Consider the following 25,229-nt stretch of genomic DNA (forward strand, 5'->3'; position numbering starts at 1 on the left):
CTTCAGCGACCCGGCGACCCCATCGAGCTCTCGAGAACACGGCCGAACGTCCGCGAGACGGGCGGCGTCCACAGGAGCACGATGATGCCGGTAGCGACCACTGCAGTGAGCGCGGCGCCCCAGTCCCAGCGGTCTCCCCACACGAGCACCACGGTGCTGAGTGCGACGGCGAGGCCGAGGAAGATCGTGAGCATGAGGCGGGAGAGTCCGCTTCCTCGGCGGACGCCGGCGGCGACGGCCAGGATGAGCAAGCCGAACAGCGCAATCGCGGCTCCGGTGAGCGAGAAGGCGGAGGTGCTCGCATCCGGGTCGTAGCGCCCCAGGAACACGAGGATGCCGAGGGCCGTCGCCAGTAACCCGGAGCCGTAGGCGAGGACGGCGACCACCGTCGTGATCACGGTCGCGACGCCGGAAGGAACGGGATCGGACGGCGTGGGTGCATGCGTCGCCGCACCGTGGGTGGGGTTCGGCGCCGGGGACAGCACGAGACGACGATGCAGCAACCGGACCACCTCGATCGCCAACACCATCGCGATCGTGATCCCGGTGAGCGCGACCGCGAGCTCCGCGCCGGGATCGACGAGCACGAAGAACTGGCGCGCGAGCGGGATCGTGAAGACCGCGACGAGCAGGACGAACATCGCACCCACGACAGCCACCTTGAAGCGGTTGAGCGGACGGGAGAGAACGGCCAGCACCCAGATGCCGACGACGGCCAGGATCACAGTGGCTCCGGTGCGCAACTGCTCCTCGTGCGCCCCGAGCCCGCGGGCGACGAACGTGTACCAGGTCAGTCCCAGCGCGACGACGACGCCTGAGGGTATCGCGAAGCTCAGCGAACGGCGGAGGAAGCCCGGCTGGTAGCGGGCAGCGTTCGGCATGAGCGCGAGGAAGAACGCGGGAATGCCGATCGTGAGGCCATCGGTGATGGAGAGCTGGCGCGGCAGGAATGGGAACTCGAGGACGAACACTCCGAAGATGATCGCGAGCAGCGTCGCGTAGACGGTCTTGTTCAGGAAAAGCATCGACACGCGCTCGATGTTCGCGATGACCTGACGTCCTTCGGCGACGACATCCGGCAGGTGCGAGAACTGCCCGTCGAGCAGCACCAGTCTCGCCACGGCCTTCGTGGCAGCTGAGCCCGAGTTCATCGCGATTCCGATGTCGGCGGCTTTGATCGCGAGAGCGTCGTTGACGCCGTCGCCGGTCATCGCAACGGTGTGTCCATGGCTCTGCAGCGCGACGACCATCCGCTTCTTCTGTTCCGGTGTGACGCGGCCGAAGACCGTATGCCGGTCGAGCACATCGGCGAGCTCTGCGTCGTCGTCGGGCAGCTCCCTGGCGTCGAACCCGTCGGCCACGTCGAGACCGACTTCGCGGGCGATGGCGGCGACGGTGCGGGGATTGTCGCCCGAGATGATGCGGATGCCGACCTGTTGGCGTCCGAAGTACTCGAGGGTCTGTGCGGCGTCGGGGCGAACCTGTTCCCGGAAGGTGAGCACCATGGCGGGCCGGAGTCCGCCGGGGAGCTGCTCGGAGTCGATGTCGGCCGACGAGAGCCCAGAGTCCGCATGCCCGAGCACCAGCGTGCGCCGCCCTGTCTCCGCGAGGCCGGTCACCGTGCGCCCGAGCTCCGTGCGCGGTGACGTGGCCTCGTCGCCGAACACCATCTCCGGCGCACCCATCACCCATGTGCCGGAGACGCCGTCGAACGACACGGCGCTCCACTTCCGCGCGGACGAGAACGGAATGTATCCCGAGACCGAGAGCGGTGACGCGACCGGATAGGCCGCTCGCATCGACCGCGCTGTCGCGTTGGCGTCGGGAGACGCCGCGTACCAGGCCAAGGCAGCCGCCGCGTCGTCGGTCAGCTCCGTCGCGGCATCGTCGAGAGAATGCACCGCATCGAAGCCGATCTCCCCCACGGTGAGCGTGCCCGTCTTGTCGAGGCAGACGACATCCACGCGCGCGAGACCCTCCACCGCCGGCAGCTCGTTCACGAGCACCTGCCTGCGAGCCAGTCTCGACGCGCCGACAGCGAAGGCGATGCTCGTCATGAGCACGAGGCCGAGCGGGATCATCGCCGTCAGGGAGGCGATCGTGTTGACGACGGCCTGCACCCAGGCATCGGTCGAGAACACCCTTGAATACCCACCGAGGACGAGGATCTGGGCGTTCAGTACCAGCAGGCCGACAGGGCCGATGATCCAACTCACCCATTTCAAGACCCGGTTGACCGACGTGCGAAGCTCGCTGGAGACCAGGGAGAATCTCTTGGCCTCTCCGGCGAAGTGATTCGCATACGAGTCAGCGCCCACCCGCGTGGCGATGGCCGTCCCCTCCCCGGCGACGACCACGGCGCCGGACAGCGCATCGTCGCCGGGCTGCTTCTCCACGGGGTCCGATTCGCCGGTGAGCATCGACTCGTCGATCTGCAGGCCGCGCGAGGTGAGGACCCGCGCGTCAGCCGGGACCTGCTCGCCCGCTCTGAGCACGAGCACGTCGTCGAGCACCACCTCTCCCGGTGCGATCTCCCGCTCGTCGCCGTCGCGCAGCACCAGTGCGCGCGGAGCGTTCATCAGGGCGAGCCGATCCAGAGCCGACTTCGCGCGGAACTCCTGGATGCATCCGATGATCGCGTTCGCGAAGGCCGCGAGACCGAAGAGAGCGTCCTGCCACCTTCCGACCAGGAACAGCACGAAGAAGCAGGCGAACACGATGCCGTTGAAGAGGGTGAAGACGTTCGCGCGCACGATGCTCCACGCGCTGCGACTGGTGTCCGCGACGAACGCGTTCGTCTTGCCCGCAGCCACCCGCTCCGCGACCTCGGTTTCGGAAAGGCCGGCCGGGCGCGCAGAAGCAGTGGTGTCCACAGACCTCAATATAGACGCGAAGAGGCCCGCCTCCCCTTGTTTCCAAGGGGAGGCGGGCCTCATTCCTGTGACAGCGACCTTGTGGAGCTGGGGGGAATCGAACCCCCGTCCAACGCTGAGTCTCCACGCCTTCTCCGGGCGCAGTCTGTGAAGACGTTCTGCTCGGCTCCGACCTTTGTCACAGACACCTAAGTCGACGAGCCCAGCCTGGGAAGAGTCCCACGTGACGTCCAGACGCCATCACGCAGCAAGATTCCTAGATGACGCCAGGATCCGTATCGGAATCACATACGGCCTGACGGACTATCGGGCTCGCTTATGCAGCGAGGGCGAAGTCGTTGCGCTTGGTTTCGGCAACTATTTTTTTGCAGAGAGCGTTTACGAGATAACTCTGCATCCTCGGCCCGCTTCTCGTGGATTCACAGGCGCTGTCGAAACCGATCAGCCCCGTGGTCCTTCTCTCGAAGGAGCCGCTGTCACACTGTGGAATTACCATCTCGGGCGGCGACCGCCCGAGCATCTCAGACTACAACGTTCTCCGCCGCTGCACCATTCCCCTGTCGCACCGAGGGCTGGCGTAGAGTCGCCCCATGAGCAGCGAAGTCACCGTCACCGTCCGCGGCGAGCACGAGGCGCGAGTGGCGCCCGAGCGCGCCACCGTCAACGTGAGCGTTCGCACCGACGGCTCCGAACGAACCGACGTCGTCGAGAGCGCACTACGGCTCGCAGACCCGGTGCGCCGCAGCATCAGCGATCGATCGGATGCCGGCACCGTGGTCGACTGGTCGAGCAAGCGCATCTCCGTTCGGGCCGAACGCCCCTGGAGCAGCGAGGGCACACGACTCGATCCCGTGTACTACGCGAGCATCGACTTCACGGCGACGTTCGCCGAGGCCTCGGAGCTCTCCCTCTGGGTCTCCGACGTGTCAGCCTGGGACGGCGTCGAGATCGGCTGGGTGGACTGGCACCTGACCCCGGAGACGCGCACGCAGGTGGAACGTGACGTCGCCGCATCGGCAGTCGGCGTGGCTGTCACCCGCGCCGAGGCCTACGCCGGGGCGCTCGGCCTGGATGAGGTCACCCCGCTGGAGATCGCTGACGTCGGTCTCATCTCCAGCGGGCAGCCCGCGCCCGGCGCCCCGATGCTCAAGGCCCGAGGAGCCGCGGCATTCGCCGCCGACTCTGCACCCGCGATGGAGTATGAGCCGGAGGAGATCGTGATCTCCGCCACCGTCGAGGCCAGATTCCTCGCCCGCTGACCGATCAGATCTGTGCGACGAAGGGCGCGAGCTCCGCAGCCAAGCGCTCCGAGACGCGCGCATGCACAGCCGTGCCGTCCTCGCGGTGCTCCACGGAGAGCAGCATGCCCGACTCGTGGATCGATGCGACGAGGTCGCCACGATCGTACGGAATCACCGCTTCCACCTCGACCGCGGGCTTCGGCAACGCCGCTTCGACCGCTGCCCGCAACTCTGCGATCCCCTCGCCCGACCTCGACGACACGAAGTGAGCGTGAGGTTGCAGGCCGCGGAGGACGAGACGTTCATCCTCCGTGATCAGGTCGGCCTTGTTGAAGACGACGATCTCCGGCAGGTCTCTGACGCCCACGTCGCCGAGGACGTCACGCACCGTCTGCAGCTGCCCCGCAGGATCGGGGTGCGACCCGTCGACCACGTGGAGCACGACGTCGGCCTCACCCACCTCTTCCAGAGTCGAGCGGAACGCTTCGACGAGCTGATGGGGGAGATTGCGGACGAACCCGACCGTATCGGTCAGCGTGTAGACGCGGCCGTCTTCCGTCTCCGTCCGGCGGACGGTGGCGTCCAGCGTCGCGAACAGCGCGTTCTCGACCAGGACACCCGCGCTCGTGAGGGCGTTGAGCAGACTGGACTTGCCGGCGTTCGTGTATCCGGCGATGGCGACGGACGGAATGGTATTGCGCTTGCGCTCGGCGCGCTTGGCATCCCTGGCGGGACCGAAGTCGCGGATCTGTCGTCTGAGCAGCGCCATCTTGGTGCGGATGCGTCGACGATCCAGCTCGATCTTCGTCTCACCAGGACCGCGCGAGCCCATACCTGCACCACCCGCGCCCACCTGGCCACCGGCCTGACGGCTCATCGAGTCGCCCCACCCACGCAGGCGTGGGAGCAGGTACTCGAGCTGAGCGAGCTCGACCTGAGCCTTGCCCTCACGGCTCTTCGCGTGCTGACTGAAGATGTCGAGGATCACCGTCGTGCGGTCGATCACCTTGACCTTCACGACGTCTTCGAGCGCACGCCGCTGACTGGGCGCGAGTTCGGTATCGGCGATGACCGTGTCGGCTCCGACCGCGGCGACGATGTCCTTGAGCTCCTGCGCCTTGCCCCGACCGAGATAGGTTGCGGCATCAGGGTGCGGGCGACGCTGCAGCACACCGTCGAGCACCACGGCGCCGGCCGTCTCGGCGAGGGCGGCGAGCTCTCGGAGCGAGTTCTCCGCGTCTTCCTGGGCTCCCTGGGGGTAGACGCCCACGAGGACGACGTTCTCCAGCCGCAGCTGCCGGTACTCGACCTCGGTGACGTCCTCGAGCTCCGTCGACAGACCTCCGACGCGTCGAAGCGCATGACGGTCCTCCAGATCCCACTGCGCGCCGTCTGCGCTCCCGTGTGATGCGGTCGATTCGTCCTGCAGCGCCTGAGCGGCGCCGAACACTCGGACGTCCGAGCGCTTCTCCGCGTTCGCGAGCACACGATCGACCGTCTGATCGTCGGTGGAGGGGGTTGTGGTCTCCGTCATCCGTTCCTTGTCTCTGGGTTTCGTTGCGAGCCTTAACCTTAGCCCGCGGTGTCCGGTACGCTCACCGTATGGGGTCAGATCACTACTTCACTGCGGCCCCGGCAAGCCCCGAGAATCTGCGCAAGATCCGTGTGACTCTCGCGGGTCGAGAGCTGGAAGTCACCACCGCCGGTGGCGTCTTCAGCCCAGACCGTCTCGACGCCGGCACTGCAGTGCTCCTCGCCAACATGCCCCCGGTTCCGCCGGGCGGCGATCTTCTCGACCTCGGCAGCGGCTGGGGGCCGGTGACGCTGTCGATGGCTCTGGCTGCTCCCCACGCGACGGTCTGGGCCGTCGACGTCAATGAGCGTGCCCTCGATCTCGTGCGTCGCAACGCGGCAGCTCTCGGGCTCACCAATGTCAACGCTTCGCTGCCCGACGATGTTCCCGAACACGTGTCATTCCGCACGATCCGCTCAAATCCGCCGATCCGCGTCGGCAAGAACGAGCTCCACGGGCTTCTCGAACGGTGGATCCCGCGCCTCGATGAGCGCAGCGACGCCTGGCTGGTCGTGCAGCGCAACCTCGGAGCCGATTCTCTCCAGCGCTGGATCGGATCGACGTTCCACCCCGGCTACAGCGTGTTCCGAACCGCCACGGGCAAGGGATACCGCATCCTCAAGGTGCGAAAGCACGGAAACCCGCCGACGGAGCCGATTCTCCTCAGCTGAGCAGACCGAGGCCGAGTCGATCCGCGCGATGGCCGGACGGAGCCGTCAGACGAGGTCGACCTCGCCCTGGAAGACGAGTTGCGCCGGCCCCGACAGGGCGACGTGCTCGCCGTCTTCTGCGGGGAACATGCGAACGCCGAGCGTACCTCCAGGCACCTCGACCTGCCAGTTGCTCGGAGCGTTCGCTCCCGCCCAGTGCCTGACCGCGAGTGCCGTCGCGGCGACACCCGTGCCACAGCTGAGGGTCTCCCCCACACCACGCTCGAACACCCGCATGCTCACGTGACCGATTCCATCGCGCACGAGCGGCTCACCCGGAACCACGAACTCGATGTTCGCGCCCTCGGGGAGCGGAGGTTCGAGATCGGGCGCCCTGTGCAACTCGAGTGACGCGAGCTCGGCCTCCGAGGCGAGGGCGACCACGACGTGCGGGTTGCCGACGTCGATACCGAGTCCCGGTCGCGTCACGGACAGGCCGTCGACACGAACCAGCGGGTCATCGCCGGAGAGCTTCCAACGCCCGAGATCGACCTGGTATCCGGTAGCGCTTCGCGTGACGTCGCGCACGCCCGCCCTCGTCCCGATCGGCAGTGTGGAGCCGGGTTCGATCGTCGCCAGACCTGAGCGCACGAGGTAGTGGGCGAACACGCGGACACCGTTCCCGCACATCTCGGCGATCGATCCGTCCGCATTGCGGTAGTCCATGAACCACTCCGCCTGTGGCTCCTCCCCCAGAGTCGCCACGCCCTCGGGGATGGCCGAGGACCTCACGACACGGAGAATCCCGTCGGCACCGATGCCGAAATGACGATCGCACAGCACCGCGACCTGCTCGACGGTGAGGTCGAGCTCGGCGTCGGGGTCGGCGATGATGATGAAATCGTTGCCCGTGCCGTGACCCTTGGTGAATGCGACCATGGTTCCAGTCTAGGGATCGTGAGGAGCAGCTCCCGTCACGAACGCCCGTCGCGAGCAACCCGATAGCGCCCGCAGAGGAAGTTGCGATTGCGTGCCACCTCCAGCAGTTCGAGGTCGAGCCTGCGCGGAAGCAGCGGGGCGCCAGAACCGAGCGTCACGGGGGCGTACTGCACCCAGACCTCGTCGAGCAGTCCGGCATCGGCGAACTGGCCTGCCAGGTCTCCCCCCCCCCGACGACCCAGAGATCTTTTCCTCCGGCGGCCTCCTCCATCTGAGAATGCACCGTCCGGACGTCGGCCTGGGTCAGCCGCACGTCTGCGCCCGTGGGCAGATCGAGCTCGCGGTGAGTGAACACCCACGTGGGTTGCGAGTATCCCCAACGCCCCTCTTCGTGGCGCATCACCCATTCATACGTCGAGGCCCCCATCGCCAGGGCGCCGATGTTCCGCTCGAACCCCGTGTAGGCCATCGGTCCGTCCTGGTCGATGTCCTGCGTGAGCAACCAGTCCAGCGAATGCTCGTCGGTGGCGATGAATCCGTCGAGGCTGGATGCGGTGTAGAAGTGAGTCGTCATCCATCGAGACTGTCAGGGACTACCGACATCGCAGGCCACCGACATCGCAGATCAGGACGAGAGGAGCGCAGCAACCTCCGCGGGGGCGTCCCACCACTCGAGGTCGGGATACCGCTTGAACCACGACACCTGTCGACGGGCGTATCGCCGCGTGAGGGCCTGGGTCTGCGCGATGGCCTCGTCCTGCGTGAGACGACCGTCGAGCTGGTCCAACGCCTGCGCGTAGCCGATGGCGCGCGGCGCTGTTCCTCCGCGCTCGAGCCCGCGGGAGCGCAGCCCGGCGACCTCGTCCGGCAGACCTTCGGCCCACATGCGCTCGACCCTGGCGTCGAGGCGCTCCACCAGTGCGGGGCGATCGACGCGGAGTCCGATCAGTCTTGTGTGCGGGTGCCACAGCACTGGCGTGTCGGGCAGCGCCGCACCATGGGTCGCGCTCCCCTGTTCCAGCACCTCGAGAGCGCGGATGACGCGGCGGGGGTTGCGCGGATCGACACGGTCGGCCGCTTCGGGATCCAGCCCGCGCAGCCGCTCGATCATGACCGCGGCTCCGAGCATCTCGAACTCCTGCTCGAGGCGCTCGCGCAGCGCCGTGTCCCGCGGCGGGAAACGGAAGTCGTAGACGACGCTCGACACGTACAGGCCCGAGCCACCGACGAGGATCGCATCACCCCCGCGGCGGTGGATGTCCTCCACGGCGGCGCGCGCTCGGGGCTGATACCACGCGACAGCCGCGTCCTCATCGACATCGAGCTCGTCGAAGAGATGATGCGGGATCCCCCGCCTCTCCGCCGACGACACCTTCGCTGTGCCGATGTCCATGCCGCGGTAGAGCTGCATGGCATCGGCGTTCACGATCTCAGCCGGGTTCCCTCGGGCTCGCAGCGCCTCGGCCAGCTCTATCGCGAGGTCGCTCTTCCCGGTACCGGTCGCCCCGACGATCGCCCAGAGGCGAGGTTCGGTCACACCCCGACGCGCAGTGTCGGAAGCCCGAGTGACACAGCCTTCTTCTCGCCGCTGCCGCTCGGAGCGGGTACCGCGCACGACTCCGACTGCGAACGGTCCCAGGCGTCTCCGCCTCGAGTGCGACGGATCTTGAGAGGCGCTCCCGTCGGGTCGTCTGCGAGCAGGTGGAACGGAGCTCCATGGGTCACCGTCACGGTGACGACGTCTCCTGGACGAGGAAGGTCCGACCCCGGTGTCACCTCGAAGTGCACGAGTCTGTTGTCCTCCGCGCGACCGGTGAGCCGGTGGGTCTCGGTGTCCTTCTTGCCCTCCCCCGTGGAGACGAGAACCTCGATCTGCCGACCCACCTGCTTCTGGTTCTCTTCCAGCGAGATGCGCTCCTGAAGGGCGATCAGGCGGTTGTAGCGTGCCTGGACTATGTCCTTCGGAACCTGGTCCTCCATGGTCGCCGCAGGCGTGCCTTCGCGGATCGAGTACTGGAAGGTGAAGGCGCTGGAGAAACGAGCCTGCTCGACGACACGCATGGTGTCTTCGAAGTCCTCCTCCGTCTCCCCTGGGAACCCGACGATGATGTCGGTCGTGATGGCGGCGTTCGGGATGCGCGCGCGGACGCGGTCGAGGATCCCGAGGAAGCGCTCACTGCGGTAGGAACGTCGCATCGCTTTGAGGATGCGATCGCTCCCCGACTGCAACGGCATGTGAAGCTGCGGCATGACGTTCGGAGTCTCCGCCATGGCATCGATCACGTCATCCGTGAAGGCTGCGGGGTGCGGGCTGGTGAATCGGACGCGCTCGAGGCCTTCGATCTCACCGGCCGCGCGCAGGAGCTTGCCGAACGCCTGTCGATCGCCGAATTCGACGCCGTAGGAATTCACGTTCTGCCCGAGAAGCGTGACCTCGATCGCACCGTCTTCGACCAGAAGCCGGATCTCGTTCAGGATGTCGCCGGGACGACGGTCCTTCTCCTTGCCGCGCAGGCTGGGCACGATGCAGAACGTGCAGGTGTTGTTGCACCCGACCGAGATCGACACCCAGCCGCTGTGCGCCGAGTCTCGCTTCGTAGGCAAGGTTGAGGGGAACACTTCGAGCGACTCGAGGATCTCGAGTTCGGCATCCCCGTTGTGGCGGGCGCGCTCGAGCAGCCCCGGAAGGGAACCCATGTTGTGGGTGCCGAACACGACATCGACCCACGGCGCCTTGTCGAGCACAGCCTGCTTGTCCATCTGTGCGAGGCAGCCGCCGACGGCGATCTGCATCCCGTCTTTGCGGCGCTTGACCGACGCGAGATGGCCGAGTGTGCCGTAGAGCTTGCCTGCGGCGTTGTCGCGGACCGCGCAGGTGTTGATGATCACCACATCGGCTTCCGCACCGTCGACTGCCCTGACGTAACCTGCGCTCTCCAACGAGCCCGAGAGGCGCTCCGAGTCGTGCACGTTCATCTGGCACCCGAAGGTGCGTACTTCATACGATCGCTGTCGTCCGTCGACGTCGACGGCTGCCGACGACGCGCCGATGATCGTCGGTTCGCTGCGCGGGATAGTCATGATCACCCCATTGTACGAGACGTTTCCGTGCGGAAGCGGCGCTCACTGCTCAGTCGGAATCGACGAACCGCACCCCTGAGGTCGCTCCGCCGAATGAAGCCTCGCGCAGCGCGACCTTCGCCGCCTTCATGGCGACCGCTCCGTTGTAGCCACGACGAGAAAGCTGTCCCACCAGACGACGGAGCGCCGCGTCGGGGTCGAGTCGAGTCATCGACCGCGCCTTGGTGCGGGCGAACTCCAGCGCGCGTTCGTCGTCGTCGTCCGGAAGCTCTTCGAGCGCGCTATCGATGACCTCACGCGGAATCCCCCGCTGAGCGAGCGCGCGAGACAGAGCGACTCTCCCCTGCCCCTTTCGATCCACTCCCGACCTCACGAGGACGCCGGCCAGGGCCGCATCATCGAGGTAACCACGACGGCAGAAGTCCTCGATCACATCGCTGATCGCACTGCCTTCGAGGCCCGCACCACGCAGCACCTGCCGGGCTTCAGAGATCGACAACGACCGGGCTCGCAGCTTTCGCACGAGCGACTCCTCGGCCGCGACCCGGATCTCATCGTGTGACGCCTCTTGCTGAGTCGCGCCGTCTCCTTCCGTCGCGTCGAGCGCGCGGAGCCTGGGAGCCGACCGCGAGGGATGAGAGCTCCTGGCGCCGGAGGGATCCCTGCGCCCGCGCGCCGGATGGCGCTCACTCGGGGTTCCCGTGTGAGCTGCATCGTCGGCTGTGTCGATGGAAGCAGGGTCGCCTGGAGGAGAGTCCCAGGTCGTACGCCAGACCGCATCCCCGTCGCCTCGCGATGATGGCAGTGTCGCTGATTCGCCGTACTGCGTGACCGGCGTGGAAGGCGTCGCTCCTGGTTTCTTCGCTGTTCCGCCGAAGAGGGGGATGATGGGGGCGATCCGGTCTGGATCGCCCCCACGCGAGTCGTTCATCAGGCCGGACGACGCTCTGCGAGCTCATCGGCAGCGGCCGGGGCAGCGGACGGCCCGCCGATACCGAGCTTCTGCTTGATCTGCGTCTCGATAGCCAGAGCGATGTCGGGGTTATTGAGCAGGAACGTGCGTGCGTTCTCCTTGCCCTGACCCAGCTGATCACCGTCATAGGTGTACCAGGAACCCGACTTCTTCACGATGGCGTGTTCGACGCCGAAGTCGATCAGGCTGCCTTCGCGGGAGATGCCGACGCCGTAGAGGATGTCGAACTCCGCCTGCTTGAACGGCGGCGCCATCTTGTTCTTCACGACCTTGACCCTGGTGCGGTTTCCGACGGCATCGGTTCCGTCCTTCAGCGTCTCGATACGACGGATGTCCATGCGGACCGAGGCGTAGAACTTCAGCGCCTTACCGCCGGCGGTGGTCTCGGGGGAACCGAAGAAGACGCCGATCTTCTCACGCAGCTGGTTGATGAAGATCATGGTGGTGTTGGTCTGGTTCAGACCACCGGTGAGCTTACGAAGGGCCTGCGACATGAGTCGCGCCTGCAGACCCACGTGCGAGTCGCCCATCTCGCCCTCGATCTCGGCACGAGGCACGAGCGCCGCGACGGAGTCGATGACGATGAGGTCGATGGCTCCGGAGCGCACCAGCATGTCGGCGATCTCGAGCGCCTGCTCACCGGTGTCGGGCTGCGACACCAGGAGAGCATCGATGTCGACGCCCAGCTTCGCGGCATAGTCGGGGTCGAGCGCGTGCTCGGCATCGATGAACGCCGCGATTCCCCCGGCGCGCTGAGCGTTGGCGATCGCGTGCAGCGTGAGAGTCGTCTTACCCGAGGACTCCGGTCCGTAGATCTCTACGATTCGGCCACGCGGCAGTCCTCCCACGCCGAGGGCGACGTCGAGGGCGATGGAGCCGGTCGGGATGACGGCCACAGGGGCACGCTCATCGCTGCCCAGCCGCATGACCGAGCCCTTTCCGAACTGGCGGTCGATCTGAGCGAGGGCGGTCTCGAGGGACTTCTCGCGGTCGGCGGGTGATGGCATGATGTGCTCCTTCTGCGCGCGTGATGCCGCCTGTAGGCTGTCGCGGCTCTTCCGGTTGGGAGAAACTCTCCGACAAGGCGTAATGGCTCTTCGGCTTGTTTCCACCGTAGGAGGGACCACCGACATCGGTGCGACGATCTCACATACAGTGCAGAACAAACGCTCTGGACCACTTGTGCAGAAGACTACGCCCGCTTCGAACGGATCTTCGACGACACGCCGCAAATGGAGTGTCGTGTTCCGTAGCGGGCGGACGAGGAACGTCGGTCAGCGCCGCCGCGGCTCCTGCCGTCCGACTCCGTGGCGCCTGTCCTCGGGAACGTCCATCTCCGCGCACAGCGCCAGCCAGATGTCTCGCGGCGGCGTGCCGTCGGCGAGAGCTTCGAGAGCGGTACGCCCACCTACGGCACTCAGGCCGAGGTCGTTGACCAGAGAGGAAGCCCTCAGCCCGAACTCGGTCTCGACGGCGCGAAGGAACTCGCTACGACGCATCACCACCCCATTCGGGGGTCAGTGCAGCGAGAGCTGAGGCTCGACCGACGCCACGAGGTCGTCGGGAACGACGTCAGGGAAGACCTGAATGCCCTCGAGCACCGAAATGCGGTCACCGACTTCGCGCATGATCGTCGAGATGGGGACGTCGAGAGCGTCTGCGACCGAGGCGAGGATCTCGCTCGAAGCCTCTTTCTGACCGCGCTCCACCTCGCTGAGGTAGCCGAGTGCGACCGATGCCTTGCTGGCGACCTGCCGGAGCGTACGCCCCTTCTGCAGGCGGAAGTCCCTCAGCACATCGCCGATTTCCTGTCGTACAAGAATCATCGGAACCTCCTCCCCATGTGTTCGCTCGAGGTCTCCCCCGATGAGACAGCCAGTCTAGTACCCCTGGCGTGCACAGAATCTACTCCTGCACTCTGTGGTTTACGTGTGAGCACATCAGAGACAACCAGCCGCAGGGCTCTGCTATTCCGAGAGCAGGGCGAGCATCTCCTGGAGTGCCGCGTCCACCGTCTGCGCCCGGATCGATCCCCGGTCGCCGACGAAGAGAAAGGCCCTGGTCCGCGATGCCGCGGGGGTGACGACGCCGATGTGCACCGTGCCGACGGGCTGCCCGTCCGGAGACACCGGTCCGGCGATCCCGGTCGTGGACACCCCCACATCGGCAGCCTCGCCGTCGACGCCGACGACGCGTCTGACGCCGTCTGCCATCTCCAGTGCGACCTGCGGATGCACCGGCCCGTATCTCGCCAGCAGGCCCTCATCCACGCCCAGCACGGACGACTTGACCGGCGTGGCATATGCCACGACGCCTCCGAGCAGCACGGCTGACGCTCCGGGAACCGCGACGAGATCGGCGCACAGGGCGCCCCCGGTCAGGGATTCGGCCACGCCGAGCTTCCATCCTCGTCGGCCCAGCGCAGCGAGGACCTCGGCTGCCGCCTGACTCATGACTTCCGGCGCGACCCGCGTACCTGCGCCACGACGTAGTCGATGCCGCTCGCCACCGTGAGGACCAGGACGACGAGCATGAGGATGAACGTGATCAATGTCCAGGCGTCGAGACCGATGACGTAGTGCAGCGGGAGGAGTGCCCACCCGAGCGCCACCCCTTGGAACGCGGTCTTGATCTTGCCCATCCAGGCCGCGGCCACGACGTGTTCGCTGGCCACCATGAGCCGATGGATCGTGATGCCCCATTCGCGCACGAGGATGATCGCAACGATCCACCAGTTGACCTCGCCCAGAATCGCGAGCCCGATGAAGCCGGCACCGGTGAGCATCTTGTCGGCGATCGGATCCCAGAGCTTGCCGAAATCACTGACGATGTCGTACTTGCGGGCGAGGTACCCGTCGACCCAGTCCGTCGAGATCCCGACGATGAAGATGACTCCGGCCGCCCAGCGGAGACCCGGGTCCGAGAACCCATAGGTGCCACCCAGCAGGAGCAGGACGAAGAAGACGACGGCCAGCGGGATGCGCGCGACCGTGATGGCGTTGGGGAGCTGCCGTGGGATCGCCATCAGTCGCGTCCCGTCAAGCCCCAGGCATCTTCGTCGCCCTCAGCTTCCACCTCGGGAAGACCCTCGTACTGAGCCGCGATCGGGTCATGCGTCTGCGGGAGCGGCGGGACGGGCGGAACCGCAGGCGCAGCCGATGCCGATGTCGGTGCCGGAACGTCCTCTCCGCGCAGCTTGGCCATCACCTGCGGGAGCTGCTCGGCGGTCGCCAGCACGTCTCGCGCCTTCGACCCCTCGGAGGGGCCGACGATCTCGCGCGACTCGAGCAGATCCATGAGACGACCTGCCTTCGCGAACCCGACGCGGAGCTTGCGCTGGAGCATCGACGTCGATCCGAACTGCGAGGAGACGATGAGCTCGGCGGCTGCGAGCAGCAGCTCCAGGTCATCCCCGATGTCCTCGTCGACTTCCTTCTTCTTCGTCGGCTCCATCGCCTCCTGCACATCCGGACGGTAGTCCGGACGTGCCTGACGGGTGACGTGCTTGACGACCGCGTCGATCTCCTTCTCGTCGACCCACGCGCCCTGCAGGCGGAACGGCTTCGATGAACCCATCGGCGAGAACAGGGCGTCACCTTGACCGATGAGCTTGTCGGCACCGGGGCTGTCGAGGATGACCCGGCTGTCCGTGACGCTCGTCACGGCGAAGGCGAGTCGTGACGGGACGTTGGCCTTGATCAGACCCGTCACGACGTCGACGCTCGGGCGCTGAGTCGCTAGCACGAGATGGATGCCGGAGGCACGTGCGAGCTGCGTGATGCGGACGATCGAGTCCTCGACGTCGCGAGGGGCGACCATCATGAGGTCGGCGAGCTCATCGACGACCACCAGAAGGTACGGGTACGGCTTCAGGACACGCTCGCTGCCCACCGGGAGCTCGACCTCGCCCGCGCGGACAGCCCGGTTGAAGTCGTCGATGTGCCGGAAACCGAACGACGCGAGATCGTCGTACCGCATGTCCATCTCCTTCACGACCCACTGCAGCGCCTCCGCCGCCTTCTTCGGGTTCGTGATGATGGGCGTGATCAGATGCGGGACACCGGCGTAGCTGGTCAGCTCGACACGCTTCGGGTCGATCAGCACCATGCGCACGTCGGACGGGCGGGCACGCATCAGCAGACTCGTGATCATGGAGTTCACGAAGCTCGACTTACCCGAACCTGTGGAGCCGGCCACGAGGAGGTGCGGCATCTTCGCGAGGTTCGCGATGACGATGTTGCCGCCGACGTCTTTGCCGACGCCGATGGTCATCGGGTGCGTGCTCTTCTGCGCAGCGGGCGAGCGCAGCACATCGCCGAGAGCCACCATCTCCTTGTCGGCGTTCGGGATCTCGATGCCGATCGCGCTCTTGCCCGGGATCGGCGAGAGGATGCGCACGTCGTTCGAGGCCACGGCGTAGGCGAAGTTGTTGCTCAGCTGCAGGATCTTCTCGACCTTGACGCCGTGGCCCACCTCGACCTCGTACTGCGTGACCGTCGGTCCACGGGAGAAGCCGGTCACCTTGGCATCGACCTTGAACTGCGACAGCACGCTGGTGATCTGCTCGATCACCTTGTCGGTCGCCTCTGAGCGCATGACGGGCGGCGGGCCTTCGACCAGGAGTCCGGGAGACGGGAGGATGTATGGCGTGACGGGGGCCTGCGGGCCGCGGTCGCCCGGACCATCGGTGCCGAACCCGTCGAGACCGGGTAGTTCCGGCACCTCTCCTGTCTCGGAGGAGTCATCAAGCAGGGCCGTGGTCTGCTGCTCGGCGAGCGAGTCGGCGACCGACCTGACCTCGGACAGCACCTCGGTGGCCGCGTCGTAAGGATTCTCGACGACCACTGCCTGGTCGTACGCAGGCGTGGGATCGGAGGTGGTCAGGAGCGCGGTGATGTCGTCGGAATCGAGTGTGCCCTCATCCGGGTCCTCTTCGCGGCCGGTCTTGTTCCGGCGCCACCACGGCAGTACGTCGGGGTCATCGGTCTTGTCCGCATCGTCGATCGCTGCGGCGTCCTTCGCCGGCTTCTCCGGTCGCTCCGCGTCGAACATCCAGGCGTAGAGGTCCCCGAGGCGCGAACCGATGCGATTCGGCGGTGTCTTGGTGAGGATCAGGATGCTGAGTGCCACGAGCAGCGACAGCACGATGTACGCCGGGATGTCGGTGAGGTACGTCAGCGGCTGCCCCACCAGCCAGCCCAGCAGACCGCCCGACTCGCTGAGCGCAGGCATCCCCTGGTTCGGATGCGGGCGAGGCCCTGCGACATGGAAGATCCCCGCGAGGGCGAGGACGAACATGCCGAAGCCGATGCCGATACGACCGTTGTCGTGGACGGAGGACGGGTGCCGGAACAGCCATCCGGCGAGCAGGAGGAGCAGCACGGGCATGATGAAGGCCACGCGTCCGACGAAGAGACCCACCGAGTAGGCACTGATGTTCGCTGCGACCTCGTTGCCGATGAAGAACCACTCGTTGACCGCACCGAGCACGGCGAGGAGCACGAGGAAGAACGGGAAGCCGTCGCGACGGTCGTCCTTCTCGAGGGTCTCAGGGCCGAACGCGCGGAAGAGTCCTCCGACCCCGTGCGCCAGCCCGACCCAGGCACGGACGGCGACGGGAGGCTTGTCGGCCTCGTCGATGTACTTCTTGGGAGCGGGTTGGGCCTTGCGAGCGGGCGTGGCCTTGGGAGCCGTCTGCCGCTTGGGGCGCGACGGTGCGCTCGTCGACGCGCGCTCTGTCTTCGTGGTACTCCTGGCCATGCTCTCACGTTACGTCCAACAGGCGACATCGCCGCGTAATGACCCGGCTTTCCACGGATCGCAGAGAGCGTACGCTACCCCGTACCGCGAGCCATCGTGTCGCGCGTCGACCCCTGACCCACCACGGCGAACCCTTCCGCACGATACAGATTGCGCGCGAAGTTGTCCCGCTCCACGCTCAAGCTGATCCTGGCATGGCCTTGGGACCCGGCGAGCTGCACGATGCCGCGCAGCAGGGACCGACCAACACCCCGAGCGCGCCAGAGCGGGTGCACGCCGATGATCAGCTCGGGGACCGCGATGCCGATGAAACCGAATCCCGGCTCGTTCTGCGGAAGCACCCGATACCAGGCGGCACCGACCGCGACGTCATCGTCACCCAGCGCGACGAGGCCGTCGTCTGACATGCGTTTCCACCCCGCGAGGTAGCGCCGATGCTCCGTCGAGGTCAGCACCTCGTGCCGTGGCCGCACTCCTCCGGCTCGCCAGTTCGCCGCCTCGACGAGCATGTCGCCGAGGAACATCGCATCCGTCTGCAACGCCCTGCGAAGCGAGAAGCCCCTGTGCATGACGCGAGCATAGGCCGACGGTGTTACGTCGGCATGACGACTACCCGTGAGTGCGAGAGGACCGCGCCGGCGTCACGCCTCGATGACGAGCGGCACGATCATGGGGCGACGACGAAGCCGCTGATTCACCCAGCGACCGATCGTGCGTCGCACGACCTGCGACAGCGCATGGGTGTCACGGACACCGTTGCCGGACGCCTCCTTGAGCGCGGCGACGATCTTGGGCGTGACGTCGTCGAACACGGAGTCGTCCTCGGCGACGCCGCGCGCATGGATCTCCGGGCCCGAGATGATGCGCCCGGTCGTGGCGTCCACCACGACGATGACCGAGATGAAGCCCTCCTCGCCGAGGATCCGGCGGTCCTTGAGGTCGGCGTCCGTGATCTCGCCGACGGTTGAGCCGTCGACGTACACGAACCCGAGATCGAGCTGACCTGCGACCTTCGCGACCCCGCCCTTGAGGTCGATCACGGTGCCGTTCGAGGCGATGATCGTGTTGTCCTCCGGCACGCCGGTGTCCTGCGCCAACTTGGCGTTCGCGATGAGATGGCGGTACTCGCCATGGACCGGGAGGACATTCTTCGGCTTCAGGATGTTGTAGCAGTAGATGAGCTCACCCGCGGCGGCGTGCCCGGAGACGTGCACCTTCGCGTTCGCCTTGTGCACGACGTTGGCGCCCAGCTTGGTCAAGCCGTCGATCACGCGGTACACCGCGTTCTCGTTGCCCGGGATGAGGCTGGAGGCGAGGATGACGGTGTCGCCCTCGCTGATCTCGATCGCGTGATCCATGTTCGCCATCCGGCTGAGCACGGCCATCGGCTCTCCCTGCGAGCCCGTCGACATGTAGACGATCTGCTCGTCGGGCAGATCACGTGCCTTCTTGAAGTCGATCAGGACGCCGTCCGGCACCTTCAGGTAGCCGAGCTGCTCGGCGATCGTCATGTTCCGGACCATGCTGCGGCCGAGGAACGCGACGCGGCGCCCGTTGGCGTGTGCGGCATCGATGACCTGCTGCACACGGTGGACGTGGCTGGAGAAGCTGGCGACGATGACGCGACGCGGCGCCTTCGCGATCACCTGATCGAGCACGGGGCCGATGGAGCGTTCCGTCGGGGTGAAGCCGGGCACGTCGGCGTTGGTCGAGTCGACGAGGAACAGATCCACGCCCTCTTCCCCGAGGCGGGCGAACGCGCGCAGGTCGGTGATCCGGCCGTCGAGGGGAAGCTGGTCCATCTTGAAGTCGCCGGTCGCGAGGACCATGCCGGCGGGGGTGCGGATGGCCACGGCCAGCGCGTCGGGGATGGAGTGGTTGACCGCGACGAACTCCAGGTCGAACGGACCGACCCGCTCCTCCTGCCCCTCCTTCACGGTGAGGGTGAAGGCCTTGATGCGGTGCTCCTTGAGCTTCGCCTCGACCAGCGCGAGGGTGAGCCCGGAGCCGATCAGAGGGATGTCGCTCTTCAGGCGCAGGAGGTAGGGCACGGCGCCGATGTGATCTTCGTGGCCGTGCGTGAGCACGACACCGACGATGTCGTCGAGGCGATCACGGATGGGCTCGAAGTCCGGGAGGATCAGGTCGACTCCCGGCTGGTGCTCCTCCGGGAAGAGCACACCGCAGTCGACGATCAGGATCTTCCCGTCGTACTCGAACATGGTCATGTTGCGACCGATCTCTCCGAGCCCGCCGATCGGGATGACCCGCAGCGTCCCTTCATCGAGAGCGGTCGGTTCTACCAGGGGAATGGACATGCTGTCTCCTCAGTCGGACACTCCGCGCGTCCGTTCGTTCATGGCGACGCGACTCAGCGCGTCGTGCCGTGCACCTTCGGCAGGGCACCGCCCGCGGCCGCATTGCGGTCGGGACGGAAGTTCGAGAAGTCGGCACCGGGAACGTCCTGGACGAGGTCGAGCTCATCCTCGATGAGCGCCGCCTCCCATTCCTCGGGACCGACCAGGGGAAGTCGGACGCGCGGACTCGAGATGCGACCGAGTCCGTGCAGGATGTACTTGGCCGCGACGGTCCCAGGCACATGCGTCATCACGGCGCGGACGAGCGGCTCGAGCCGCTTGTGCTCCGCCGTGGCCGTGGCGAGGTCTCCCGCGTTCACCGCGTCGATGATCGTGCGGTACGGCGCCGCGGCGACGTTGGCCGTCACGCCGATCAAACCGGTCGCCCCGATCGCGAGGTGCGGCAGCACGTTCGCGTCGTCGCCCGAGAAGTACATGAGGTCGGTCTGGTTCAGCACCCGACTCACCTCGGAGAAGTCGCCCTTGGCGTCCTTCACAGCGAGGATGTTCGGGTGCTTCGCCAGACGCAGGATCGTCTCGTACTTGATCGGCACACCGGTCCGGCCCGGGATGTCGTAGAGGATCACCGGGAGGTCGGTGGCGTCGGCCACCAGACGGAAGTGTGTGAGGATGCCCGCCTGCGTGGGCTTGTTGTAGTACGGCGTGACGATCATGATGCCGTCGGCGCCTGCCTTCTCGCTGGCCTTGTAGAGCTCGATCGCGTGCGCGGTCTCGTTCGACCCGCCACCCGTGATGATCTTCGCCCGACCTGCGGAGACGGACTTGCCGACCTCCACGAGCTTGAGCTTCTCGGGGTCCGTCAGAGTCGAGGTCTCACCGGTCGTTCCCGTCACGACGATGCCGTCCGCTCCCGCGGTGATCACGTCATCGATGTGCTTCTCGACGGCGGGCCAGTCGACTTCGCCGTCGGCCGTCATCGGAGTGACGAGCGCGACGAGAACCTGTCCGAAGGGGTTGCCCGAGTGCGTCATAGACCCAGCGTATCGGTTCGACCACCGGTCATGCGGACGCGAAGACGCGGATGACGTCCCCGCGGGCGACGTCGTTCTTCCCTGCCAGGAGCACCCCGACCATGTCACCGGCCCTCGCCTCGTTCGCGCGCTTGCGGAACATCTCGATTCCGGTGATCTCGGTCGTCGACAGCGCGGCACCGTCACGGATGACCGAGACGGCGTCTCCGACACGGACGACACCGCGGCTCACTTTGCCCGTGGCCACGAGACCGCGGCCGGTGATCCTGAACACGTCCTCGACGGCGACCTCTCCGGCTCCGGCCTCACTGCCGACAGTCATGGGCGCGGCCGTATCGGCGGAGATCCCCGCGGTGAGGTCCGCGAGACGAGCGGCCTCCGCAGCGTTGTACGCCCGAAGCATCTCATCGGCACCCTGAGGATCGCGCTTTCTCCTGAACAAACCCATGCACCGATCGTACGGACCGGGGGCGCTCCGCCGTACGCTCGTGGGATGGGCTGGCTCACACGAAGCACCGACACGAAGTACGAGAACGCATGGATCCGCGTGCGAGAGGACCGGATCACGGGGCCCTCAGGCGACGAGGGTATCTACGGCGTCGTCTCCATGCAGCATCCGGCCGTGTTCGTCGTCGCGATGGACGAGGACGAACGCGTGTGCCTCGTCACGATCGACAGATACACCGTCGGCACGAGCGTCGAGATCCCGGCCGGTGGCAGCGACGGGGAGGACCCACTCGTCGCGGCTCAGCGCGAACTCCGCGAGGAGACGGGGTACGAGGCGGCCGACTGGACCCCTCTCGGCGGCATGCTGGCTCTGAACGGCATCGCCGAGGCCCCGGAGCACGTCTTCCTCGCCCGCGACCTCCATCCGATCACGGGCGAAGACGCATCACGCGGCGTCTCTGCCGAGACGCAGGCGGAAGAAGGCATCCGTGCCGTCTCCTGGGTACCGTTCGAGGACGTCCTCACGATGATCGCCGAGGACACGATCACGGACGGCGAGACGATCGCCGCCATCGCGAAAGCCGGGATCCGGCTCGGAAGGTTCCGCTGAACCTCGCGGATCGACCCCGGAAAGGTCTGTGATCAGACCCGGCCGCGACGCGCCACACCGGAGGTGAGTGAACTCGGCAACACGCGCGCCAGAGCGACGATCGCCTTGTATCGCAGCGACGGCACCGACACCGACTTGCCGAGCGCCGCATCGCGAAGGCCGATCCTGACGACGTCGCGCGCATTCAGCCACATGATGGCGGGAACACCCTCCTGACCTACCGGCAGCCCCATCCGCTCGTGGAACGACGTGTGGGTGAACCCCGGGCACAGCGCCGTCACGGAGACTCCGTCCCTCGCGTACTCGGCGTTGGCCCAGCGGCTGAAGCCGATGAGCCATGCCTTGCATGCGGAGTAGGTCGAGCGCGAGATGAATCCCGCGACCGAGGCGACGTTGATGATGCGCCCGCCGCGACCGCGCATGGACTGGAGCGCCGCATGCATGAGGCGCATCGACGCCTCCACATGCAGCCGTAGGTGACGGACCTCGTCGTCGATGTCGTTGTCGGCGAACTGCAGAGGCAGTCCGAACCCCGCGTTGTTCACGAGAAGGTCGACGGGGTCCGAGGTGTCGCGCAGCCTTTCCGCGACCTTCTCGACTCCTGCCTCTTCCGCCAGATCGGCGGACACGATCTCGACCGCGACCCCGTACTCGCTCCGCAGTTCCGCCGCCAGCTTCTCGAGGGCGCCCACCGAGCGCGCCACCAGGATGAGGTCGGCCCGCCGCCGCGCCAGCTGACGGGCGAACTCGGCGCCCAGCCCTGCGCTTGCTCCGGTGATCAGCGCGGTGGGCATCAGCGCTCGTATCCCAGGAAGCGGTACCGGACGCCGGTGCGGGAGGTCTGCCACTCCCCCTCGTCGACCAGGCGCCAGCCCTTCTTGTCCGGGGCGTACGCGTCGCCGGCGACGTCCAGGTCGAGCTCGGTGACCTCCAGACGGTCCGCGTCGCCGATCACCTGTCGGAAGATCTCCGCACCGCCGATGATCCATGCCCGGTCGAGTCCGCGGACCGCCTCGGCGACCGTCGCCGCGCGACGCGCGCCCTCTTCGGACCAGTCCTGCTGCCGGGTCACCACGATGTTCTCGCGGCCGGCGAGCGGACGGAAGCGCTCAGGGAGAGAGTCCCAGGTCTTGCGCCCCATCACGACCGGAGCGCCGAGGGTGACTTCCTTGAAGTGAGCCAGGTCCTCTGGCACATGCCACGGCATGCCGCCCTCCGCGCCGATCACGCCACCGTGCGCTTCGGCCCAGATCAAGCCCACCCACGTCATACCGCGACCGCCGCCCTGATCGGCGCGTGGTGCTGGTAGTCGTCCACGATGAAATCCTCGTAGCGGTAGTCGAAAATCGACTCGGGCTTCCGCGCGAAACGCAGCGTCGGGTATGCGTAGGGCTCACGGCTCAGCTGCTCGCGCACCTGCTCCACGTGGTTGTCGTACACGTGGCAGTCGCCGCCGGTCCAGACGAAGTCGCCGGGCTCGAGCCGCACCTGCTGAGCGATCATCAGCGTGAGGAGCGCGTAGGAAGCGATGTTGAACGGCACTCCGAGGAACATGTCCGCGCTGCGCTGGTACAGCTGGCAGGAGAGCTTGCCGTCGGCGACGTAGAACTGGAACAGCGCGTGGCACGGTGCGAGCGCCATGGCGGGGATGTCGGCGGGGTTCCATGCCGAGACGATCAGCCGCCGCGAGTCGGGCGAGCGGCGGATCTGCTCGATCACCTCGGAGAGCTGGTCGATGCTGCCGCCGTCGGGCGTCGGCCAGGAACGCCATTGCACCCCGTAGACAGGACCGAGGTCGCCGGATTCGTCCGCCCACTCATCCCAGATCGTGACGCCGTTCTCCCGAAGCCACCCCACGTTCGAATCGCCCTGCAGGAACCAGAGGAGCTCGTAGGCGATGGACTTGAAGTGCACGCGCTTGGTCGTGATGAGCGGGAACCCCTTCGACAGATCGAAGCGGATCTGTCGACCGAAGACGCTCGTCGTGCCGGTGCCGGTGCGATCGGACTTGTGCGTGCCGCTCTCCAGGACGTCTCGGAGCAGATCTTCATAAGGAGTCGGGACGGCTGCGCTCATGACAGCCACGATACCGCCACCCTCACCCTGTCGGGCGGATGAGCGCGCCCCCGGGACGTCGCCGTCATCGTCGGAAACATCGGCCCCGAGCGCCCTGGAGCCGCATATCCTCGACCCATGTCTCCCGCCCTGGCCCTCGGCTTCGCTGCTGCACTGCTCGTGCTCGCGACGCTCATCGGTGTCGCGCTGCGACGCCGTGACGGTCGGCGACGCGACGGCGGCACGCTTCACTTCGTCCCCACGGATGCGGACTCCGCCGAACTCGGGTCCCGGGCGACCCTGGTGCAGTTCAGCACCGAGATGTGCGCGCGGTGCCCGCAGGTGCGCAGGCTGCTCGGCGCATACGCCGCCGAACACGAGGGTCTCCGCCATGTGGAGGTGGATCTGACTCACCGTCCCGACCTCTCGACCCGCTACAAGGTGCTCCAGACACCGACCACCTTCGTCGTGGACGGGTCGGGTGCCGTGCGCGCGCGATTCCACGGTGTCCCTCACCGGCATGCCCTCACCGACGCCCTCGCAACCCTCTGAGCCGAAGAAACGGAGCATCCATGAGCAATCCCGCCGGCATCGACCCCAGAGGCCCCCGATTCGCCGCAGCGATCACCGCGGTGCTGCTGCTGGTGGCGACGTTCCTCGCGCTGACGGGGATATCCACAGCGCAGGCGGGTGCCGCGACGTTCGGCTGGTTCGCGTACCAGCCGCTCGCCGATGCCTCCTTCACGCCGACGGGGTGGGCGATCTCCTCCGCCTCCCTCGCACAGCGCGCTCTCGATCCCGGTTTCCTCCTCACCGCCGTCGCCGCTGCGCTGTTCCTGTGGGGTGTGGTGTCGCCGCGGACCGCTCCCTGGGGCGCGCTGTTCCGCACAGCGGTGCGACCGCGTCTCGCTCCGCCCGCCGAGCTCGAAGACCCCCGCCCTCCGAGGTTCTCGCAGGGTGTCGGACTCTTCGTGGTGGGCATCGGTCTCGTGCTGCACCTCCTCGGCGTTCCGTGGGCTCTGCCGATCGCGACCGCTGCCGCCTTCGTAGCGGCCTTCCTCAACGCGGCATTCGCCTTCTGCCTGGGCTGCCAGCTCTACCTCGTGCTGCAGCGAGCGGGGCTCATCGGCAGGCCTGCCGCCGCCTGAGGCTGTTCCCCGCCCCTCCGCCGCTCGGTAGGCTGGCGACCAGCCGACGCTGCGCCCGCAGTGCGAGAACCGGAGGAATCATGCCTGTCACCAGCGAAGCCGCCAGCACCTGGACCGGATCGCTCATGGAGGGGTCGGGTACGGTCGCGTTCTCGTCGTCCCATCTCGGCACCTTCCCGATCAACTGGAAGGCGCGCAGCGAGGGCAGCGACACGACCACGACGCCCGAGGAGCTCATCGCGGCCGCGCATGCATCGTGCTTCAGCATGGCGCTCTCCCACGCGCTCGCCGAGAACGGCACTCCGCCGGAGCGCGTCAACACCACGGCCTCGGTCACGTTCAAGCCGGGCGTCGGCATCACCGGCAGCCACCTCAACGTCAATGCGACGGTCCCGAATCTCACGCCCGAGGCGTTCCAGGAGATCGCGAACGGAGCCAAGACGGGCTGCCCGGTGTCTCAGGCGCTCTCGGGGATCGATATCACCCTGGAGGCGACACTCGCCTGATCGCGGCGCGGAATCCGTTCAGGA

27 protein-coding genes and 1 other RNA gene are annotated in these 25,229 nt (G+C 66.9%); 6 read left to right on the forward strand and 22 right to left on the reverse strand.

Features of this window, described 5'->3' with window-relative positions; genetic code table 11:
- Positions 1-2: 2 nt before the first annotated feature.
- Both MOX01_RS12120 and ssrA read right to left on the reverse strand, forming a co-directional pair.
- Complete coding sequence (locus MOX01_RS12120) at positions 3-2,873, reverse strand: HAD-IC family P-type ATPase (protein WP_230977877.1); 2,871 nt, start codon at positions 2,871-2,873, stop codon at positions 3-5.
- 79 nt (positions 2,874-2,952) lie between these two features.
- Positions 2,953-3,322: a transfer-messenger RNA gene (gene ssrA, locus MOX01_RS12125) on the reverse strand.
- Positions 3,323-3,463: 141 nt separating this feature from the next.
- Here ssrA and MOX01_RS12130 point away from each other — a divergent pair.
- Positions 3,464-4,132 (forward strand): SIMPL domain-containing protein, encoded by a 669-nt coding sequence (locus MOX01_RS12130; protein WP_127012268.1) that lies wholly within the window; start codon positions 3,464-3,466, stop codon positions 4,130-4,132.
- 4 nt (positions 4,133-4,136) lie between these two features.
- On the opposite strand, the gene hflX is transcribed toward MOX01_RS12130, so the two are convergent.
- Positions 4,137-5,648, reverse strand: a complete 1,512-nt coding sequence (gene hflX / locus MOX01_RS12135) for a GTPase HflX (RefSeq protein ID WP_141369903.1) — start codon at positions 5,646-5,648, stop codon at positions 4,137-4,139.
- A 68-nt stretch (positions 5,649-5,716) separates the two neighbouring features.
- On the opposite strand from hflX, the gene MOX01_RS12140 reads away from it, so the two are divergent.
- Positions 5,717-6,358 (forward strand): class I SAM-dependent methyltransferase, encoded by a 642-nt coding sequence (locus tag MOX01_RS12140; protein WP_058630542.1) that lies wholly within the window; start codon positions 5,717-5,719, stop codon positions 6,356-6,358.
- A gap of 45 nt (positions 6,359-6,403) precedes the next feature.
- On the opposite strand, the gene dapF is transcribed toward MOX01_RS12140, so the two are convergent.
- From dapF to MOX01_RS12215, 16 genes are all read right to left on the reverse strand, one after another.
- Positions 6,404-7,276 (reverse strand): diaminopimelate epimerase, encoded by an 873-nt coding sequence (gene dapF / locus MOX01_RS12145; RefSeq protein ID WP_058630541.1) that lies wholly within the window; start codon positions 7,274-7,276, stop codon positions 6,404-6,406.
- A 35-nt stretch (positions 7,277-7,311) separates the two neighbouring features.
- Positions 7,312-7,518, reverse strand: coding sequence for a dihydrofolate reductase family protein (locus MOX01_RS19540; protein ID WP_307723510.1), 207 nt, complete (start codon positions 7,516-7,518; stop codon positions 7,312-7,314).
- Complete coding sequence (locus MOX01_RS12150; protein ID WP_307723511.1) at positions 7,431-7,850, reverse strand: dihydrofolate reductase family protein; 420 nt, start codon at positions 7,848-7,850, stop codon at positions 7,431-7,433. The genes MOX01_RS19540 and MOX01_RS12150 overlap by 88 nt, the downstream gene beginning before the upstream one ends.
- Before the next feature lie 51 nt (positions 7,851-7,901).
- On the reverse strand, positions 7,902-8,813 hold the full coding sequence (gene miaA / locus MOX01_RS12155; protein WP_061017558.1) for a tRNA (adenosine(37)-N6)-dimethylallyltransferase MiaA: 912 nt from the start codon (positions 8,811-8,813) through the stop codon (positions 7,902-7,904).
- The gene (gene miaB, locus MOX01_RS12160) at positions 8,810-10,357 is read right to left on the reverse strand and encodes a tRNA (N6-isopentenyl adenosine(37)-C2)-methylthiotransferase MiaB (RefSeq protein WP_058630665.1); all 1,548 of its coding nucleotides are present in this window, start codon (positions 10,355-10,357) and stop codon (positions 8,810-8,812) included. The genes miaA and miaB overlap by 4 nt, the downstream gene beginning before the upstream one ends.
- A 49-nt stretch (positions 10,358-10,406) precedes the next feature.
- Positions 10,407-10,880 (reverse strand): regulatory protein RecX, encoded by a 474-nt coding sequence (locus MOX01_RS19405; protein ID WP_230977876.1) that lies wholly within the window; start codon positions 10,878-10,880, stop codon positions 10,407-10,409.
- A 407-nt stretch (positions 10,881-11,287) separates the two neighbouring features.
- Complete coding sequence (recA, locus tag MOX01_RS12170; protein ID WP_061017554.1) at positions 11,288-12,337, reverse strand: recombinase RecA; 1,050 nt, start codon at positions 12,335-12,337, stop codon at positions 11,288-11,290.
- Positions 12,338-12,604: 267 nt separating this feature from the next.
- Positions 12,605-12,829, reverse strand: a complete 225-nt coding sequence (locus tag MOX01_RS12175; protein ID WP_113680796.1) for a DUF3046 domain-containing protein — start codon at positions 12,827-12,829, stop codon at positions 12,605-12,607.
- A gap of 18 nt (positions 12,830-12,847) precedes the next feature.
- On the reverse strand, positions 12,848-13,156 hold the full coding sequence (locus tag MOX01_RS12180; protein ID WP_026049981.1) for a helix-turn-helix domain-containing protein: 309 nt from the start codon (positions 13,154-13,156) through the stop codon (positions 12,848-12,850).
- A 141-nt stretch (positions 13,157-13,297) separates the two neighbouring features.
- A complete protein-coding gene (locus MOX01_RS12185) occupies positions 13,298-13,783 on the reverse strand; it encodes a CinA family protein (protein ID WP_141369907.1) in 486 nt (161 codons plus the stop codon).
- Positions 13,780-14,355 (reverse strand): CDP-diacylglycerol--glycerol-3-phosphate 3-phosphatidyltransferase, encoded by a 576-nt coding sequence (gene pgsA / locus MOX01_RS12190; protein WP_141369909.1) that lies wholly within the window; start codon positions 14,353-14,355, stop codon positions 13,780-13,782. The genes MOX01_RS12185 and pgsA overlap by 4 nt, the downstream gene beginning before the upstream one ends.
- Entirely contained in the window at positions 14,355-17,090 is a 2,736-nt protein-coding gene (locus tag MOX01_RS12195; RefSeq protein ID WP_141369911.1) for an FtsK/SpoIIIE family DNA translocase, read from the reverse strand. The genes pgsA and MOX01_RS12195 overlap by 1 nt, the downstream gene beginning before the upstream one ends.
- Before the next feature lie 74 nt (positions 17,091-17,164).
- Entirely contained in the window at positions 17,165-17,659 is a 495-nt protein-coding gene (locus MOX01_RS12200) for a GNAT family N-acetyltransferase (RefSeq protein ID WP_141369913.1), read from the reverse strand.
- Positions 17,660-17,731: 72 nt separating this feature from the next.
- Positions 17,732-19,408: a ribonuclease J gene (locus MOX01_RS12205; protein WP_058630532.1), complete on the reverse strand. Its 1,677-nt coding sequence runs from the start codon at positions 19,406-19,408 to the stop codon at positions 17,732-17,734.
- A 53-nt stretch (positions 19,409-19,461) separates the two neighbouring features.
- Entirely contained in the window at positions 19,462-20,439 is a 978-nt protein-coding gene (gene dapA / locus MOX01_RS12210) for a 4-hydroxy-tetrahydrodipicolinate synthase (protein ID WP_046748321.1), read from the reverse strand.
- Between the two features lie 28 nt (positions 20,440-20,467).
- Positions 20,468-20,887 carry an EF-Tu/IF-2/RF-3 family GTPase gene (locus MOX01_RS12215; RefSeq protein ID WP_082738535.1) on the reverse strand — a complete coding sequence of 140 codons (420 nt, stop codon included), beginning with the start codon at positions 20,885-20,887 and terminating at the stop codon, positions 20,468-20,470.
- Positions 20,888-20,932: 45 nt separating this feature from the next.
- Between MOX01_RS12215 and MOX01_RS12220 the strand changes: the two genes are divergently transcribed.
- Positions 20,933-21,496 (forward strand): NUDIX domain-containing protein, encoded by a 564-nt coding sequence (locus MOX01_RS12220; protein WP_061017547.1) that lies wholly within the window; start codon positions 20,933-20,935, stop codon positions 21,494-21,496.
- A 32-nt stretch (positions 21,497-21,528) separates the two neighbouring features.
- Here the strand turns inward: MOX01_RS12220 and MOX01_RS12225 are convergent, their stop codons facing one another.
- From MOX01_RS12225 to MOX01_RS12235, 3 genes are read right to left on the reverse strand one after another with little or no spacing between them, the layout of a single operon-like run.
- Positions 21,529-22,290: an SDR family NAD(P)-dependent oxidoreductase gene (locus MOX01_RS12225; RefSeq protein WP_058630528.1), complete on the reverse strand. Its 762-nt coding sequence runs from the start codon at positions 22,288-22,290 to the stop codon at positions 21,529-21,531.
- On the reverse strand, positions 22,290-22,766 hold the full coding sequence (locus MOX01_RS12230) for a dihydrofolate reductase (RefSeq protein ID WP_058630527.1): 477 nt from the start codon (positions 22,764-22,766) through the stop codon (positions 22,290-22,292). The genes MOX01_RS12225 and MOX01_RS12230 overlap by 1 nt, the downstream gene beginning before the upstream one ends.
- Complete coding sequence (locus tag MOX01_RS12235) at positions 22,763-23,572, reverse strand: thymidylate synthase (protein ID WP_141369915.1); 810 nt, start codon at positions 23,570-23,572, stop codon at positions 22,763-22,765. Before MOX01_RS12235 ends, MOX01_RS12230 begins: the two co-directional genes overlap by 4 nt.
- 117 nt (positions 23,573-23,689) lie before the next feature.
- Here MOX01_RS12235 and MOX01_RS12240 point away from each other — a divergent pair, with 117 nt between their 5' ends.
- From MOX01_RS12240 to MOX01_RS12250, 3 genes are all read left to right on the forward strand, one after another.
- Positions 23,690-24,103, forward strand: coding sequence for a TlpA family protein disulfide reductase (locus MOX01_RS12240; protein ID WP_046748471.1), 414 nt, complete (start codon positions 23,690-23,692; stop codon positions 24,101-24,103).
- 20 nt (positions 24,104-24,123) lie between these two features.
- Positions 24,124-24,699, forward strand: a complete 576-nt coding sequence (locus tag MOX01_RS12245; RefSeq protein ID WP_058630525.1) for a DUF4395 domain-containing protein — start codon at positions 24,124-24,126, stop codon at positions 24,697-24,699.
- An 80-nt stretch (positions 24,700-24,779) separates the two neighbouring features.
- The gene (locus MOX01_RS12250; protein WP_046748314.1) at positions 24,780-25,205 is read left to right on the forward strand and encodes an OsmC family peroxiredoxin; all 426 of its coding nucleotides are present in this window, start codon (positions 24,780-24,782) and stop codon (positions 25,203-25,205) included.
- The last annotated feature ends 24 nt before the right edge of the window (positions 25,206-25,229 follow it).

The organism is Microbacterium oxydans (genome assembly GCF_006540085.1).
Taxonomy (GTDB): Bacteria; Actinomycetota; Actinomycetes; order Actinomycetales; family Microbacteriaceae; genus Microbacterium; species Microbacterium oxydans.